Annotated in this window: 12 protein-coding genes; 2 read left to right on the top strand and 10 right to left on the bottom strand. The window is 71.6% G+C overall.

Features of this window, described 5'->3' with window-relative positions; all coding sequences use genetic code 11:
• The first annotated feature begins 19 nt into the window (after positions 1–19).
• Positions 20–1534, top strand: coding sequence for a DHA2 family efflux MFS transporter permease subunit (locus tag LQ940_RS00520; protein WP_308217414.1), 1515 nt, complete (start codon positions 20–22; stop codon positions 1532–1534).
• A gap of 34 nt (positions 1535–1568) precedes the next feature.
• Here the strand turns inward: LQ940_RS00520 and LQ940_RS00515 are convergent, their stop codons facing one another.
• Entirely contained in the window at positions 1569–2549 is a 981-nt protein-coding gene (locus LQ940_RS00515) for a hypothetical protein (protein ID WP_231241149.1), read from the bottom strand.
• A 48-nt stretch (positions 2550–2597) separates the two neighbouring features.
• Positions 2598–4694, bottom strand: a complete 2097-nt coding sequence (locus LQ940_RS00510) for a RecQ family ATP-dependent DNA helicase (RefSeq protein ID WP_231241150.1) — start codon at positions 4692–4694, stop codon at positions 2598–2600.
• Positions 4695–4792: 98 nt separating this feature from the next.
• Here LQ940_RS00510 and LQ940_RS00505 point away from each other — a divergent pair, with 98 nt between their 5' ends.
• A complete protein-coding gene (locus LQ940_RS00505; protein ID WP_231241151.1) occupies positions 4793–6127 on the top strand; it encodes an MFS transporter in 1335 nt (444 codons plus the stop codon).
• Between the two features lie 117 nt (positions 6128–6244).
• On the opposite strand, the gene LQ940_RS00500 is transcribed toward LQ940_RS00505, so the two are convergent.
• From LQ940_RS00500 to betA, 8 genes are all read right to left on the bottom strand, one after another.
• Entirely contained in the window at positions 6245–6757 is a 513-nt protein-coding gene (locus LQ940_RS00500) for a hypothetical protein (RefSeq protein WP_269214272.1), read from the bottom strand.
• Between the two features lie 87 nt (positions 6758–6844).
• Positions 6845–7804 carry an electron transfer flavoprotein subunit alpha/FixB family protein gene (locus tag LQ940_RS00495; protein ID WP_231241153.1) on the bottom strand — a complete coding sequence of 320 codons (960 nt, stop codon included), beginning with the start codon at positions 7802–7804 and terminating at the stop codon, positions 6845–6847.
• Between the two features lie 11 nt (positions 7805–7815).
• Positions 7816–8565 (bottom strand): electron transfer flavoprotein subunit beta/FixA family protein, encoded by a 750-nt coding sequence (locus LQ940_RS00490; protein WP_231241154.1) that lies wholly within the window; start codon positions 8563–8565, stop codon positions 7816–7818.
• Positions 8562–11072: a GcvT family protein gene (locus LQ940_RS00485; protein ID WP_231241155.1), complete on the bottom strand. Its 2511-nt coding sequence runs from the start codon at positions 11070–11072 to the stop codon at positions 8562–8564. Before LQ940_RS00485 ends, LQ940_RS00490 begins: the two co-directional genes overlap by 4 nt.
• A gap of 122 nt (positions 11073–11194) precedes the next feature.
• Positions 11195–12133 (bottom strand): ABC transporter substrate-binding protein, encoded by a 939-nt coding sequence (locus LQ940_RS00480; protein WP_231241157.1) that lies wholly within the window; start codon positions 12131–12133, stop codon positions 11195–11197.
• A gap of 94 nt (positions 12134–12227) precedes the next feature.
• Positions 12228–14291 (bottom strand): ABC transporter permease, encoded by a 2064-nt coding sequence (locus LQ940_RS00475; protein WP_231241159.1) that lies wholly within the window; start codon positions 14289–14291, stop codon positions 12228–12230.
• Positions 14288–15364: a quaternary amine ABC transporter ATP-binding protein gene (locus LQ940_RS00470; protein WP_231241161.1), complete on the bottom strand. Its 1077-nt coding sequence runs from the start codon at positions 15362–15364 to the stop codon at positions 14288–14290. The genes LQ940_RS00475 and LQ940_RS00470 overlap by 4 nt, the downstream gene beginning before the upstream one ends.
• Positions 15361–17058: a choline dehydrogenase gene (betA, locus tag LQ940_RS00465; RefSeq protein WP_231241162.1), complete on the bottom strand. Its 1698-nt coding sequence runs from the start codon at positions 17056–17058 to the stop codon at positions 15361–15363. The genes LQ940_RS00470 and betA overlap by 4 nt, the downstream gene beginning before the upstream one ends.
• Positions 17059–17065: the final 7 nt, after the last annotated feature.

Genomic DNA, 17065 nt, shown 5'->3' with positions numbered 1-17065 from the left:
CTGCTCCTAGGCTCGTGCGGTGAGCATCGACCCCGCCCCCACGACCGCCGTACCGCACGACTCGCCTGAGGGCGGGAGCGACCGCCTGGACCGCCGGGTCCTGCTGGTGGCCGGCGTGGTGGTGCTGGGCGGGATCATGTCGATCCTCGACATCACGGTGGTGTCGGTCGCGCTCGAGACCTTCCAGCGCGAGTTCGACGCGACGTCGGCGCAGGTCGCGTGGACGATGACCGGCTACACGCTGGCGCTGGCCAGCGTCATCCCGCTGACCGGCTGGGCGGCCGACCGGTTCGGGACCAAGCGCCTGTACCTGCTGGCCGTCCTGCTCTTCACGCTCGGCTCCATGCTCTGCGCCGCGGCGTCCTCCCTGGAGATGCTGGTCGGCTTCCGGGTCCTGCAGGGGCTGGGCGGCGGGATGCTGATGCCGCTCGGCATGACCATCCTGACCCGCGCCGCCGGCCCCGCGCGGGTCGGCCGGGTCATGGCCGTGCTCGGCATCCCGATGCTGCTCGGGCCGATCTTCGGCCCGATCCTCGGCGGCGCGCTCATCGACTCCGCCAGCTGGCACTGGATCTTTCTGATCAACCTGCCCATCGGCATCATCGCCCTGGCGTACGCCTGGAAGGTGCTGCCGGCCGACCGGGTCGAGCCGTCGGAGACCTTCGACTGGCTGGGCATGCTGCTGCTCTCGCCGGGCCTCGCCGCGTTCCTGTACGGCATCTCCTCGATCCCCGAGGCCAAGCAGTCCGAGGGCACGATCTGGACGCTCCAGGTCGTCGCTCCTGCGGTGGCCGGGGCGCTGTTGATCGCGGCGTTCGTGCCGTGGGCGCTCAGCCGCCGCAACCGGCACCCGCTGATCGACCTGCGGCTCTTCCAGAGCCGCACGCTGACGGTCGCGGTGATCGCGATGGCGCTGTTCGCGATCGCGTTCTTCGGGGCCAGCCTGCTCTTCCCCCTGTACTTCCAGCAGGTCCGCGGCGAGGACGCCCTCGGCGCCGGGCTGCTGCTCGCCCCGCAGGGCATCGGCGCGATGCTGACCATGCCGATCGCGGGCATCCTGGCCGACCGCATCGGACCGGGCAAGATCGTGCTGACCGGCATCGCCGTGATCACCGCGGGCATGGCGATGTTCACCCAGCTCACCGCCGACACGTCGTACGCCTTCATCCTCGGCGCGCTGTTCGTCATGGGTCTGGGCATGGGCGCCACGATGATGCCGATCATGTCGTCGGCGCTCGGGACCCTCGAGCCGCACACCATCGCGCGCGGCTCGACGCTGATGAACATCGTCCAGCAGGTCGCCGCCTCCGTCGGTACGGCGGTCTTCGCCGTGCTCCTCACCAACGGCATCCTCGACATCGGCGTGAACCCCGCCACCGACCCGGCCGGCTACGTCGCCGGCCTGGCCGACTCCTTCGCCACGGTCTTCCTCGTCGCCACGGTCATGGTCGGCCTGGTGCTCGTGCCGGCGTACCTGCTCCCCCGCCGGCGCCCCGCCGCCCCGGTGGACCCGACCGCGATGGTGGGGCACTGAGGCCGGCGGGGCAGGTCACGCGTCGTTCGTAGGCCTACCGCCGGGACGCGGCGAGCGCGCGCACCCCGGCGAAGGCAAGGAGTCCGCCCCCGGCCGCGCCGAGGACGAGGCCCCACCAGGAGGGGTGGTCGACGGTCAGCACGGCGGTGACGAGCGGGATGACCGAGACCGCCATGGCGACCATGAGGATCCGGAAGACGACGTGGCGAGTCAGGGCCGCGAGCACGGCCCAGCCCCCGATCAGCAGCAGGGCGAGCACGAGGATCACCCACGCGTCGTTGTCGTAGGCGTCGAAGCGCGGAGCAGGCTCCTCGGACGGGTCGAACACGCTGAGCGCCGCCTGGAACGCCTGGGCCAGCGCCAGGGCTCCGGTGAGCGTGGCGAACCCCACCACGGTGATGGCGCCGACCACCGCCGCCGCGAGGACCCGGGTCTCGGGCAGGAGCCAGCCCAGCGCGGTGACGAGCGCGGCGAAGATCGCGAGCCCCAGCGCGATCGGGATGCCCCCGACCTCCTCGTCGCCGTCGAAGCCGACGATGTCCTCGGTCGCCTGCAGGTAGACGGCGTACAGGCCGAGGATCCCGGTCACGACGAACGGGCCACGTCGCGTGCGCAGGAGGCCGCCGAGGGAGAGCACGACCACGGCGAGGCCGGCGACGTACGCCGTGGCGTCGCTGTCGTCCATCGCCACGCCGATCATCAGGCCGACACCGCCGATGCCGAAGGCCGCCGGCCAGGTGACCAGGTCGGTCGCGGGATCGGTCTCCGGAGCCAGCACGTAGCTCGTCACCGCGATGCCGAGCAGCCCGAGCGTGGCCAGCAGCCCCACTGCGTAGTTGGACCAGTCCAGCTGCCCGTCGGCGCGCGAGTAGGCCGCGGAGAGGACCACGGCGGTCGCCAGCAGCGCGACGCCGGCGGCGACCAGGGGCCGCTCGCGGTCAAGCGTCAGGGGCGGAGCGGGCAGTGGTACCGGCGGCGGGGTGGTGGAGTGTCCCGGAGGGGGCGTGTGCGTCATGGCTGGGATGGTAAGTGGCGTGCGCCCGGAAACGACGCAGGCGCGACCTCAGCTCTGCAGCGCGAGCGCGAGGGGAAGCACGCTGGTGGCGCCGGCCTCGCGAAGGGCATGCGCGGCGCGCGTCATCGTCCAGCCGGTGACGACGAGGTCGTCGACGAGGAGCACCGCACCGGCCGGGACGTCGCCCTGCAGGTCGAAGCGACGCCCGACCGCGGCGACGCGCTGCGCGGAGTTCATCGCGCCCTGGCCCGGGGCGACGTCGGGGTCGACGATCGCGTAGCGGGCGACGACCGGCACCTTGAGGTAGCGCGATAGCCCCTCGGCGAGATCGGCGGTGAGGGTCGGCCGGGTCGCCGACTCGACGTAGGCGATCGCCTCGACCTGCGGGCGCCAGTCGCCGAGGACCTCGACGACGGCCCTCACCAGGGGGACCGGCACCGGTCCCTCCCCGGCACCGGGTCGGAACAGCTCGCGCAGCACCTGGCCGTAGCCCAGGTCGGTCAGCCGCGCCACGGCCCGGCCCTCCGCGGCGCCCGCGGCGATCTTGCCCTTGAGGTCGATGCCCATCGAGGCGAGCCCGGTGGGCCACATCTTGCGGGGCTCCAGCACCACTCCCGGGCGGGAGAGCCGCTCCTCCGCCTCGGCCACCGCGGCGCTCGACACGTCGAGCGAGAGGGCGAGCCCCCCGCAGTTGTCGCAGCGGCCGCAGGGCTCGGCCTGCGGGTCGTCGAGCTGGTTGCGCAGGAACCACATCCGGCACTCGCTCGTGCGCAGGTAGTCGATCATCGCCTGCTGCTCGCGCTCACGGGCCTCGGCGACGCGCCGGTAGCGCTCCTCGTCGTAGGACCACGGCTGCCCGGTCGACTCCCACCCACCGCGCACCCGGCGTACGGCGCCGTCGACGTCGAGCACCTTGAGCATGGTCTCGAGCCGGTTGCGGCTGAGCTCGACGTGGGTCTCCAGGGCGGCGGTGCTGAGCGGACGCCCCTCCTCGGCCAGCACCTCGAGCGTGCGGCGGACGAGCTCCTCGCGCGGGAAGGCGAGCGAGGCGAAGTAGGCCCAGATGTCGCGGTCCTCGATGGCCGGCAGCAGCACGACCGTGGCCTCGTCCGTGCCGCGCCCGGCACGGCCGACCTGCTGGTAGTAGGCGACGGGCGAGGACGGCGCGCCCAGGTTGACCACGAAGCCCAGCGTCGCGTCGAAGCCCATGCCGAGGGCGCTGGTGGCGACGAGCGCCTTGACCCGCCCCGCGATCAGGTCGGCCTCGAGCGCGAGCCGCTCGGTCTGCTCGGTCTGGCCGGAGTAGGCGGCGACATTGTGGCCGCGCGAGCGGAGGTAGTCGGCGACCTCCTGAGTGGCGGCGACGGTCAGGCAGTAGACGATCCCGGAGCCGGGCTGCTCGGCCAGGTGGTCGGCCAGCCAGGCCAGCCGCTGCTGGGCGGTCTTGAGGTGGACGACGCCGAGCCGCAGCGACTCGCGGTCCAGCGAGCCGCGCAGCACCAGCACGCCCTCGCCGAGCTGCTCGCCGACGTCGGAGGTCACGCGGGCGTTGGCGGTCGCGGTCGTCGCGAGCACCGGGATGCCGACGGGCAGGTCGTCGAGGAGCGTGCGAATCCGGCGGTAGTCGGGGCGGAAGTCGTGGCCCCAGTCGGAGATGCAGTGTGCCTCGTCGACCACCAGCAGCCCGCACGTCGCGGCCAGGCGCGGCAGCACCTCGTCGCGGAACCCGGGGTTGTTGAGCCGCTCGGGGCTCACGAGCAGGACGTCGACCTCGCCGGCCCGGATCGCGTCGTGCGTGGCCTCCCAGTCCTCGAGGTTGGTGGAGTTGATCGTGACCGCGCGGATGCCGGCCCGCTCGGCCGCGGCGATCTGGTTGCGCATCAGCGCGAGCAGCGGCGAGACGATCACCGTGGGGCCGGCCCCCTCAGCGCGCAGCAGCAGGGTGGCCACGAAGTAGACCGCCGACTTGCCCCACCCGGTGCGCTGGACGACCAGCGCGCGACGCTTGTCGACGGCCAGCGCCTCGATCGCCGTCCACTGGTCCTCGCGCAGCGTGACGTCGTCGCGGCCGACCAGCGCGCGCAGGTGCGCCTCGGCGCTCTCGCGGACGCGCAGCCGGTCGGGGGCGACGTCGGTCGTGGTCATGCTTCATGTCTACCAGCGGCCGCCGACGTCGGACACTTTGCCTATCCCTATTAATCCAGTACGGTTAGGGTTCTTAATGGCCTTCTCGAGGAGCCCTCATGACGCCCGCCCCGACCTCGCCTCGCAAGGTCGCCGCCGCATCCGCGGTCGGCGCCACGATCGAGTGGTACGACTTCTTCCTCTACGGCACCGCGGCGGGCCTGGTCTTCGACCAGCTGTTCTTCAACGGCCTCGACGGCCCCGCCGCGCAGTTCGCGGCCTTCGGCACCTTCGCGGTCGGCTTCGTCGCCCGCCCCGTCGGCGGGCTGATCTTCGGCCACTTCGGGGACCGCATCGGCCGCAAGACCATGCTGATCTGGACGCTGCTGATCATGGGCGTCGGCACCGCCGCCATCGGGCTGCTGCCGACCTACGACGAGATCGGCGTCTGGGCGCCGATCCTCCTGGTCGTGCTGCGGATCCTCCAGGGCATCGGCGTCGGCGGGGAGTACGGCGGCGCCGTACTGCTGGCGGTCGAGTTCGCGCCGGCACAGCGCCGGGGCTTCTTCGGCAGCTTCGCCCACATCGGCGTCCCCGGCGGGCTCTTCCTCGCCTCCGGCGCGTTCGCCCTCGCCAGCCAGCTGCCCGACGAGCAGTTCCTCGCGTGGGGCTGGCGCGCCTGCTTCCTGGTGAGCATCGTGCTGCTGGCGATCGGCGCCTGGATCCGGCTCTCGGTCATGGAGACGCCGGCGTTCCAGCAGGTGCAGGCCACCAAGGAGATCTCGCCCAACCCGGTCGCCGAGCTCGTGCGGCGCCAGCCGCGCACGCTGCTGCTCGGCATGGGCACCCGCTTCATCGAGGGCTTCACGTTCAACCTGTTCTCGGTCTACCTGCTCGCCTACACCGTGAAGAACGTGGGCATCCCCAAGTCCACGGCCCTCAACGCGATCATGGTGGGCGCGCTGCTCGGCGTCGCGCTGGTGCTCGTCTCCGGACGGCTGAGCGACACCTTCGGCCGCAAGCGCGTCTACAACACCGGCGTGGTGATCGCGCTGCTGTTCGCGTTCCCGGCGGCCTGGCTGGTCCAGGGCGGGACCACCCTCGGCGTCGCGGTCACATTCATCGGCGGGCTCGGGGTCATCTACGGCATCGTCTACGGCCCGCTGGCGTCGTTCTGGAGCGAGCTCTTCGACACCCGCTACCGCTACTCGGCGCTCAGCACGCTCTACCAGGTCTCCGGCATCCTCGCCTCGGGCCTCACCCCGCTCATTGCGGCCTGGTTGGTGACCAAGGGGGACGGCACGCTCTGGCTGGTCGCGGGCTACAACGTCGTCATCGCGTTGATCAGCCTCGGCTGCGCCGCGCTCCTGCCCGAGACCCGCGGCCGCGACCTGCACGACGACCTCGCGCCCGTCGCCGAGCCGGTCCGCGAGCCGGCGGTGGCGGTGCCGTAGCCGCGGGATGGGATACCCGGCTGACCGGTCCCACCGCGGGCTTGTCAGGGGTTGCAACCCCTGACAAGCGACCGAAACGCCCGCGAAGTATCGCGGAGAACGAGCAGCCGCGCCGGCTCAGGCAGCCGGGCCCTTGGCGCGTACATCGTCCACGTGCGTCATCGCGTCGCGCAGCTCGGCGAGCCAGTCGGCCTCGTGCTGGCCGACCAGGCGCACGCACCACGCCAGCGCCTCCGAGCGCGAGCGGGCGACGCCGGAGTCGACCAACGTGTCGAGCACCTGGCGCTGGGGCTGGCGCAGCCGGGTCATCACCGGTGCGGACACGTGGGTCCACAGCTCCTCGCGCCCGCCGACCACCACGCCCCACGACACCTTGCGCTCGAAGCGGTGCTCCGCCTCGCGCGCGATCGCCATGCGGGCCTCGCGGGTCTCCTCGCGGAAGGCGCGGGCGCGGCCCGCGCGCGCCTCGGCCTGCTCGACCTCCGACTCCCCGGCCGCGACGTCCGCCACGGTGAGGACCACGGTGATCTCCTCGCGGTCGACCGCCACCCGCGGCGCCTCGACCTGCCACTCCTGGGGCAGCCGGCCGGTGAACCAGCCGCGCACCCTCTCCTGCGTCTCGTTGCTCATGCTTACATGATTACACCGTTACCCAAGCGCTGACCCGTCACAAACTTTCTGACGGCTCAGCGGGAAATCCGTGCAGTTTCTGACGGGTCAGCGGTGACGGCGGCGGATCTCGGCGTTGATGGCGGGGACGACCTCGTGCAGGTCGCCGATGACGGCGTACGTCGCCTTGGTCACCATGGGGGCCTCGGGGTCGGTGTTGATCGCCAGGATGCTCTTCGCCGTGGAGCAGCCGGCCCAGTGCTGAATCGCGCCGCTGATGCCGCAGGGGATGTAGAGCTCCGGCGAGATCCGGCTGCCGGTCTGGCCGACCTGCTCGTGGTGGGGGCGCCAGCCGAGCGAGGTCACGACGCGCGAGACCCCGAGCGAGCCGCCGAGCAGCTCGGTCAGCTCGACCAGCTCCGCGAAGCCCTCCGCGCTGCCCGCACCGCGGCCGGCTCCGACGACCACCCGCGCCGACTTCAGCGTGCCCGACAGGTCCGGCTCCGGCTCCTCGCTCGACACCACCCGCGCGACCAGGTCGGCCTCGGCCACCGCCGGGGCGCGCACCACGACCTCAGCGGAGCCCGGCACGTCCGCCGGCGCCGCCTCGACGGCGTGGCCGGCGACGGTGAACACCGCGGGCCGGTCCGCGAGCCGCATCTCCTCCAGCGCGGCCCCGCCGACGACCTGGCGGGTCACCACGAACGGCGACAGCCCGCTGAACGACAGCACGTTGGCCGCCATCGCCACGCCCTCGCGGGCCGCGACGTGCGCCATCACCTCGTTGCCGCGCGGGGTCCCGGCGGCCATCACGACCACCGAGGTCTCGCGCGCGTCCTGCACGCCGGCGGCCCAGGCCGCGCCGGCGTACGACGCGAACGCCTCGCCGGTCAGCGCGTGCACCCTCCGCACGCCGTACGCCGCCAGCGTCGCGGCCAGCTCCGCGGACGGCTCGCCCACGAGCACCGCGTCGACCGGGACGCCGCCGCCCTCGGCGGCCAGCGACCGCGCGAAGGTGAGCGCCTCGCGCGAGACCTCGACCGCCTCGCCCGCGGGCGTGCTCTCCACCAGCACCAGGATCATCGGGAGAGCACCCCCAGCTGCTCGAAGAGGTCGACGACGGCGGGCGCCGCGTCGGCGCCCTTGCCGAGGACCTGCACGTTCGACGGCGCCGGCGGCGGCAGCAGCAGGCGCACCCGTGACGGCCCCACCGGTGAGGCAACGGGCGACCGCTCCTCGATCGGCACCTTCTTGGCCTTCATCCGACCGGGCACGGTCGGGTAGCGCGGCTCGACCCCGCCCTCCAGCACGGTGACGACGGCGGGCAGCGGCACCCGATAGGTCTCGTGGCCGTCGGTCCCGGCGCCGCTCGCCGTGACGATCCCGTCGGCCACCGACACGTTCGTGACCCCGTTGACCACCGGCCGGCCCAGCTCGTAGGCCAGCCGGATGCCGACCTGGAAGTCACCGCTGTCGGCGGCGTCGTTGCCCAGCAGGACCAGGTCGAAGTCGCCCGCGACGGCCGCGATCTCGCGCGCCACGTCGGCCGGGCCGTACGTCGAGGAGTCGGCCAGCACGTGCACCGCCTCGGTGCAGCCGACGGCCAGCGCGGCGCGCAGCTGCTCCACCGCGTCGGCGTCGCCCAGCGTGAGCACGGTGGCGCTCCCGCCGGTCGCGGCCGCCACCTGGACCGCCAGCTCGACGGCGCACTCCTCGTGCGCGCTCATCGTGAAGCCGGCGTACCGACCGTCGACCGCCTGCGCGTCGTCGGTCAGCACCACCTCGCTGGAGGAGTCGACGACGCGCTTGACGCAGACCAGGACCTTCACTTCAGACGCTCGTTGGCCGGGTCGAACAGCGGTGTCGCGTCGACCGAGCCGACGGTGACCGGATAGAGCTCCTCCATGTAGGAGACCGCGAGCTCCTGCCCGACGACGGCGACGTCCGGCGGCAGGTAGGCCATCAGCACGTGCTTCCCGAGCGACGGCGCCGAGCCGGCCGAGGTGACGTAGGGGTGGTGCCCGTGCCCGTCGGTCAGGGTGGCGCCGTGGCGGGTGAGGATCGGCTCGCCGCCGAGCATGTAGCGCTTCACCCCCGACGCCGAGGTGTGGTCGTCGACGGTCATCGTGCAGAGCACGGCCCGCGGCGGCACCTCACGCTGCGCCAGGTACGCCGCCCGGCCGACGAAGTCGGCCGCCTTGACCTTGGGCCGCTGCATGCCCGCCTCGACGATCGTGCGCTCGCTGTCGAGCTCGGCGCCGTAGGCCCGGTAGCCCTTCTCCAAGCGCCCGGTGGTGCCGTAGACGCCGATCCCGACCGGCACGGCGCCGTGCGGCTCGCCGGCCTCGAGCAGCGCGTCCCACAGCTCCGCGGCCGAGCCCATGTCGACGTAGAGCTCCCAGCCCAGCTCGCCGACGTAGGAGATCCGCGAGGCCAGGACCGTGGTCCCGCCCACCTGCACCGACCGGCACGTCAGGAAGCCGAACCCCTCGTCGGACAGGTCGTCGGAGGTCAGCGAGGCGAGGATGTCGCGTGCCCGCGGACCCCACAGCCCGATCGTGGACACCTCGTCGGTCACGTCGCTCAGCGTGGTCGCGCCGTCGGATGGCAGCTGGTCGGCGAACGTCTTGCGGTCGACGGGGCCATGCGCGCCGCCCGTGACCACGCGGAAGTGCTCGTCGCCGAGCCGCATCACCGTGAGGTCGGAGAGGAAGCCGCCCTTGGCATCGAGCACCGGGGTGTAGACGACCTTGCCCACCGCGACGTCGCACTGCGCGGCGCAGGTCCGCTGCACGGTCTCCAGCGCGCCGGGCCCCACGATGTCGAGGACCTGGAACGCCGTCAGGTCGATGACCCCGGCCGCCTCGCGCATGCGCAGGTGCTCGGCGTTGATGATCGGGCTCCACCAGCGCGCGTCCCACTCGTGCTCGCGCGGCATGACGGCCGCGCCGTACTCCGCCACCAGCCCGGCGTTGGACTCGTACCAGTGCGGGCGCTCCCAGCCGGCGGTCTCGAAGAACACGGCGCCGAGCTTCTGCTGCGACTCGTGCATCGGCGAGACCCGCTGGTCGCGGTCGGACTCGTACTGCTCGGCGGGGTGGACGATCCCGTAGGTCTTGATGAACGACTCGGTCGTGCGCAGCCGGGTGTGCTCGCGGCGCATCTGGTGCGGGTGGAAGCGCGCGATGTCGCTGTGGTGGACGTCGATCTCGGAGTGCCCGTCGGTCATCCACTCCGCGACCGCGCGGCCGACGCCGGGGCCCTCCTTGATCCACACCGCCGACGCGGTCCACAGGCCCTTGACCAGGCTCTCGCCCAGGATCGGGTTGCCGTCGCAGGTCAGGGAAAGCAGGCCGTTGATCGCATAGCGCATCTCCGCGCCCTCGGCGCCCAGCAGCTCGGGCATCAGCTCGTAGGCCTGCTCGAGCTGGGGGTCGAAGTCGTCGGAGGTGAACGGCATCTCGGTCGGCGAGAGCTTGGCCTGCTCGATCGAGGGGATGTCCTCCGGCTCGTGCAGGATCGCGCGGTGGGCGTAGGACCCGACCTCCATGTCGGCGCCGTGCTGGCGCTCGTAGCAGAAGGTGTCCATGTCGCGGATGATCGGGAAGCTGATCTCGCCCTCGCGCTCGGCCAGCTGCGGGCACGGCCCGACGCTGATCATCTGGTGCACGGCAGGGGTCAGCGGGATGCTGATCCCGGCCATGTCGCCGAGCTTGGGGCTCCACACGCCCGCCGCGATCACGGCGTACTCGGTCTCGATGTCGCCGCCGCTGGTCCGCACTCGCCGGATGCGCCCGTCCTGCACGTCCATCCCGGTCACCTCGACCGTCGGTACGACGGTCAGCGCGCCGGTGGCCAGCGCGCTCTCGCGCATGATCGTGCCGGCGCGCAGCGAGTCGACCACCCCGACGCTCGGGGTCCAGAACGCCCCGAGGATGGCGTCGGTCTCGATGAACGGCACCTTCTCCTTCACGAAGTCGGCGTCGACCAGCTCCGCCTCGATGCCCCACGCCCTGGCCGACGACATCCGTCGGCGCAGCTCCTCCATGCGCTCCTCGGTGCGCGCGATCTCGAAGCCGCCGGACTGCGTGAAGACGCCCATCTCCTGGTACTGCCGCACCGAGTCCAGCGTCAGGTCCGTGATCTCCCGGGAGTGGTCCACCGGGAAGATGAAGTTGGACGCGTGGCCGGTCGAGCCGCCGGGGTTGGGCAGCGCCCCCTTGTCGAGCTGCACGATGTCGCGCCAGCCCAGCCGGGCGAGGTGGTGCACGAGGCTGTTGCCGACGATGCCGGCGCCGATGACGACGACCTGCGCCGAGGTGGGGACGGTGACCATGAGGGCTCCCGGTTCAGAGTGTTGCGTGATGCGCAACCTGATGCGTCATATGAAACGAACTCCAGGATCACCCGTCCCCGGCCGGGAGGTCAAGACCTCCCGGCCGGAGTTCGGCTCCGGACTCAGCCCAGCCAGGCGTCGACCTTGTCCTGGTTCTCCTCGACCCACTTCGCGGCCGCGTCCTCGGCGGACAGGCCCTCGTCGGAGATGTACTTGGCCACGAGGTTCTGGTCCTCGTTGGTCCACTGGAAGTTCTGGACCAGCTCGACCGCCGGCCCGCCCTCGGCGACCCACTCGGTCGAGAGGATCTTCTTCAGCTCCGTCTCGGGGTAGTCGCAGGCGACCTTGGCCGGGTCGTCCTGGCACCCCTCCTCGTACGGCGGCAGCGCCACCTTCGCCAGCGGGACGTCGGCGAAGAGCCACTGCGGCTCGTAGAAGTAGCCGATCAGGAACTCCTTGTTCTCCTCGGCCTGCTGGAACGCCGTGATGCTGGCGGCCTCGCTGCCGGAGAAGACGACCTTGAAGTCGAGGTCGAGGTTGGCCACGATCGCCTCGTCGAACTGGACGTAGGAGGGGTCGGCGCCGAGGAACTGACCCTTGCCTCCGGACTCGGAGGTCGCGAAGTCCTTGGCGTACTTGTTGAGGTTCTCGTACTCGAGGATGTCCGGGTGCTCCTCCGCGAGCCACGGCGGGACGTACCAGCCGATGATCCCGACGTTGCCGGTCGGGCCGCCGTCCATCGCGCTGCCGTCGCCGGTGCCCTCGAAGAACTTCTTCTCCAGGTCCGGGTGGCCCCAGTCCTCGATCACGACGTCGACCTCGCCGGTGCCGAAGCCTTGCCAGGCGACGTCCTCCTTGAGCTCCTTGTAGTTGACCTTGCAGCCGAGCTGCTCGCTCGCGATCTGTCCCACGACGTAGGCGTCCGCCTCGTAGCCGACCCAGGGGTTGACCGCCATGTTGACCTCGCCGCAGTCGCCGGCCTCGGCCGCCTGGGACTCGTTCTCCTTGGTCTCCTCGTCGATGGACCCCTCGCCGCAGCCGGCGAGCGTGAGAGCAGCCACCGCCGCAACCGAGACGAGGCCTGCTACTCGCTTCCTTGAGTGTCGCAATTTCTTCTCCTTGGTTGGGTGGTGCCGGGTGTTGTCCTGCCGAGAGCTATCGGGTGGCTCGAAGCGAGCCGGTCCACCGCACGCCGGCCCAGCGGGACGGCTGCGCAGGGTCGCGGACTGGACGGTCCTTGCCGGCAGCGCCGCGCATGATCCGGTCGAGCATGATGCCGAGCAGCACGATGCTGATGCCGCCGGCCGCCCCCTTGCCCCACTCCTCGGAGCGGGCGAAGCCGAGCACCACGTCGTATCCGAGCGCTCCGGCGCCCACCAGACCGCCGATCACGACCATGGCGAGGACGTAGAGCAGGCCCTGGTTGGCCGCCAGCACGAGCGAGCCGCGCGCCATCGGCAGCTGGACCTTGGTGATCTCCTGCCACGTCGTCGAGCCGGTCGATCGAGCCGCCTCCAGAGTCGTCGGCGAGACGCCCTGGATGCCGTCGGCGACGAGCTTGATCGCGACCGGCGCGGCGTAGACGACACCGGCGACGATCGCCGTGAAGCGGGTCGGGCCGAAGAGCGCGAGCACCGGGATGAGGTAGACGAACGGCGGGATCGTCTGCCCGGCGTCCAGGAGGGGTCGCAGCACCAGGTCGGTGCGCCGGCTGCGTGCCATCGCCACGCCGAGCACCACGGCAAGGACCATCACCAGGAGCGTGCCGACCAGCACCATCGTGAGAGTGACCATCGCGTCGTGCCACAGGTCGACGAAGAGGAGGCCCGCCAGGCAGAGCACGGTGGGCACGACCGCGCGGACCCCGCCGAAGACGACCGCCAGCGCCAGGATGGCCGCGGCGGCGAGCCACCACGGCGACTCCGACAGCAGCGCCTGCAGCGGGTTGAGCAGCAGCGAGCTGATCGCGTCCTTGAACGCCTGGGTGACGTCGCGGAAGGTGTCGGTGAACCACTCGAAGAACCGGTCCACCGCGTCGGCCAGCTGGGGACCCCACGACAGCTCGCGGAACTCCGCGAGCGAGGAGTAGGTGCGGGAGAGGTAGACCGCGACCAGCGCGCCGATGCCGGCCACCGCGAGGACGATGCGCCGCAGCCTGAGGTCCACCCGGCCGCGCGCGGTCTTCTCGCCGTACTCGCTCGCGGCCGTGGTGGCGCGGTCGAGCATCACGGCCATGACCACGATCAGCAGGCCCGGCACGAACGCGCCGCCCACGTCGTTGCGCGTCAGCGCGCGGTAGACCGGCAGGCCGAGGCCGGGGCCGTTGACCAGCGCGGCGATCGTCGCCATCGACAGCGCCGCCATGATCGTCTGGTTCAGGCCCACCACGATCGTGCGACGGGCCATGGGCAGCTGCACCTTGGTCAGCCGCTGCCACCGGGTCTGGCCGGCCGAGTCGGTGGCCTCGATGGTCGTGGACGAGACGGTGCGGATGCCGTGCCCGGCGATCCGGATGAGCGGCGGCAGCGCGTAGATGAGCGTGCAGATCACCGCCGCCGAGGGACCGATGCCGAAGAACAGCGCGATGGGTGCCAGGTAGACGAACGCGGGCAGGGTCTGCAGCACGTCGAGCATGGTGGTGACGACCGCCGTGGTCGCCCGGCCGGAGGTCCCGAGAAGCACCGCGAGCGGGATGCCCACCACGACGACGACCGCGACGGAGACGAAGGTGACGATCAAGGAGTCCATGGCGTCGGACCAGAAGCCGAAGGCCCCGAAGGAGACGAACGACAACGCCACGAGGATGGCGATCCGCCATCCCGCGACGGCCAGGCCGACCCAGGCCGCGACCGCGGTGATGCCGAGCCAGCCGACCTGGGGCACCGGGCGCGGGAAGTCGGGGATCGACAGCATCCGCTGGAGCCAGTCGACGACTCCGCCGAACCAGTCCCCGAGCCCGTAGGTGAACTGGATGACCGGGTTGGTGTCGCGGTTCGCGAGCACGTCGTCGCGAAAGCCGGTCAGCGAGTCGTGCAGGTCGGTGTTCTCGCGGCCGGCGAGGGCGAGCGTGTCCTGGCCCTTGGTGAGGGCCCACACCGCGACCCACAGCCCGATCACCCCCAGCGCCCACACCCAGCGCGGCACCGTACGGCGCTCACGCGTCTCCGGGGGCTCCGGGCTCCGGGGGCCCGCGGCCGGCGGGGCGAGGGTGGCGGTCACGATCGCGCCTCCTCCTCCGCCACGACCACCCGCAGGATCGCGTCGTCGTCGACGATGCCGACCAGCCGGTCCCCGTCGACGACGCGGACCGGGTGTGCGGCGGCGAGGGCGGCCTGGGCGGCCTTGCGCACGATCGTGTCCGACGACATCACCGGGCCCTCCATGGAGTCGTCGGGGCGGGGGTCGCGCATCACCCACTTCAGAGTCAGCACGTGCGAGCGGGGCACCTCGGAGACGAAGTCCTTGACGTAGTCGTCGGCAGGGGCGCCGACCACCTCGGCCGGTGCGCCGATCTGCACGATCTCGCCGTCACGCAGGATCAGGATCCGGTCGCCGAGCTTGAGCGCCTCCTGAAGGTCGTGGGTGATGAAGACCATGGTCTTGCCGAGCTCGTGGTGGAGGCGGATCACCTCGTTCTGCATGTCGCGGCGGATCAGCGGGTCGAGCGCCGAGAACGGCTCGTCGAACAGCAGCAGCGAGGGGTCGCCGGCCAGCGCCCGAGCCAGGCCGACGCGCTGCTGCATGCCGCCGGAGAGCTGGTCGGGGTAGGAGTGCTCATAGCCGGACAGGCCGACCAGGTCGACCACCTCACCGGCCTTCGCGCGCCGCTCCTTCTTGCCCAGCCCGCGGATCTCGAGACCGTAGGCGACGTTGTCGATCACCTGCTTGTGCGGCAGGAGACCGAAGTGCTGGAAGACCATCGAGGCATGGTGCCGGCGGAGCTCTCGCAGCTGGGCCGGCGAGGACTTGTTGACGTCCTGCCCGGCGATGATCGTCTGCCCCGACGTGGGCTCGATCAGCCGGGTCAGGCACCGGATGAGGGTCGACTTGCCGGAGCCGGAGAGCCCCATCACCACGAACACCTCGCCGGGCGCGACGTCGAAGGACACGTCCTTGACGCCGACGACGCAGCCGGTCTTCTCCTTGAGCTCGGCGCGCGACAGGTCGGCGTCCGGCGTGCCGATGATGGCACTGCTGCCCTTGCCGAAGATCTTCCAGAGGTGGCGCACCGAGAGGGCGCTCTCCTCCGCGGCGGTCCCGGGCTCGGCGGCGTGCTCGGTTGCGACGCTCATGCGTGCTCCTCATGGTTGCGGGGGTCGCCCGGCGGGTAGAGCGGGGTCGCGTCCCGATAGCGGTAGTAGGACACGTCCGCGGGCGGGAGGGGCGTGTTTCCGGCGATCAGGTCGGCCGCCTTCTCGGCGACCATCATCACGGGGGCGTAGATGTTGCCGTTGGTGACGTAGGGAAAGACCGAGGCGTCGACGACGCGCAGCGACTCGGTCCCGTGCACCCGCATCGTGGTCGGGTCGGTCACCGACATCTCGTCGACGCCCATCTTGGCCGTGCACGAGGGGTGCAGGGCGGTCTCGGCGTCGGCGCGCACCCAGTCGAGGATCTCCTCGTCGGTGCGGACCGTCGGTCCCGGCGACAGCTCGCCGGCGTTGAAGGCGTCGAACGCCGGCTGGTTGAGGATGTCGCGCGCGACCCGGATCGCCTCGACCCACTCCTTGCGGTCGGTGGGCGTCGAGAGGTAGTTGAACTGCATCGAGGGGTGCTCGCGCGGGTCGGCCGAGCGGATCCGCACCCAGCCGCGGGTGTCGGCGTACATGGGTCCGATGTGGACCTGGTAGCCGTGCCCCTTGGTGGGCGCCGAGCCGTCGTAGCGGATGGCCACCGGCAGGAAGTGGAACATCAGGTTGGGCCAGTCGACCTGGTCGTTGCCGCGCGCGAAGCCACCGCCCTCGAAGTGGTTGGTCGCGCCGAGTCCCTTGCGCTGCAGGAGCCACTGCAGCGCGATCTTCGGGCGGTGGCGGTAGCGCAGGCCCGGCGCGATCGAGACCGGCTGCTTGGAGGCGTACTGGACGTAGACCTCCAGGTGGTCCTGGAGGTTCTCCCCGACGCCGGGCAGGTCGTGCACGACGTCGATGCCGTGGCGCTCGAGCAGCCCTCGCTCGCCGACGCCGGAGAGCTGGAGCAGCTGCGGGGTGTTGATGGCGCCGCCGCAGAGGATCACCTCGCCGGCCCGCACCGAGCGCCGTGAGCGGCCGCGGCGATAGTCGACGCCGACCGCGCGGGTGCCGTCGAAGAGCACCCTGGTGACGAAGGAATGGGTCCGGATCGTGAGGTTGCGCCGGTCGCGGACCGGGTCGAGGTAGGCGCGGGAGGCCGACCAGCGTCGGCCGCGGTAGATGTTGCGGTCGAAGCGCCCGAAGCCCTCCTGGCGGTAGCCGTTGACGTCGTCGGTCAGCGGGTATCCCGCCTCCTGCGCGGCCGCGAAGAACGCGCCGAACAACGGGTTGGTCGCCGGCCCGCGCTCGAGCTTGAGCGGGCCGTCGCCGCCGCGCCAGTCGTCGGCGCCGGCCAGGCACGTCTCCATGCGCTTGAAGTACGGCAGGCAGTGCCGGTAGTCCCAGGACTCCAGGCCCGGGTCGCCCGCCCAGCGCTCGTAGTCCAGCGGGTTGCCCCGCTGGAAGATCATCCCGTTGATGCTGCTGGAGCCACCCAGCACCTTGCCGCGGGCGTGGTAGATCCGCCGGCCGTTCATATGCGGCTCCGGGTCGGTCTCGTACTTCCAGTCCCACAGCCGGTTGCCGATCGGGATCGGCAGCGCCGCCGGCATGTTGATGAACGGGTCGGCCTGGTAGTCGCGGCGCCCGGCCTCCAGCACCAGCACCGACGTGGCCGGGTCGGCGCTGAGCCGGTGCGCGATGGCCGCGCCCGCGGAGCCCCCTCCCACGATCACGTAGTCGTAGCGCTCCTCGGTCACGTCGCCC

This window comes from Nocardioides sp. cx-173 (assembly GCF_021117365.1).
Classification (GTDB): domain Bacteria; phylum Actinomycetota; class Actinomycetes; order Propionibacteriales; family Nocardioidaceae; genus Nocardioides.
The sequence above is the reverse complement of the archived record's forward strand: the minus strand, read 5'-3'. Positions and strand labels throughout refer to the sequence as shown.

Coding starts and splice junctions, on each gene's coding strand:
- LQ940_RS00470 (WP_231241161.1), bottom strand. CDS start 15,364: ATGAGCGTCGCAACCGAGCACGCCGCCGAGCCCGGGACCGCCGCGGAG.
- LQ940_RS00515 (WP_231241149.1), bottom strand. CDS start 2,549: ATGACGCACACGCCCCCTCCGGGACACTCCACCACCCCGCCGCCGGTA.
- LQ940_RS00510 (WP_231241150.1), bottom strand. CDS start 4,694: ATGACCACGACCGACGTCGCCCCCGACCGGCTGCGCGTCCGCGAGAGC.
- LQ940_RS00505 (WP_231241151.1), top strand. CDS start 4,793: ATGACGCCCGCCCCGACCTCGCCTCGCAAGGTCGCCGCCGCATCCGCG.
- LQ940_RS00500 (WP_269214272.1), bottom strand. CDS start 6,757: ATGAGCAACGAGACGCAGGAGAGGGTGCGCGGCTGGTTCACCGGCCGG.
- LQ940_RS00485 (WP_231241155.1), bottom strand. CDS start 11,072: ATGGTCACCGTCCCCACCTCGGCGCAGGTCGTCGTCATCGGCGCCGGC.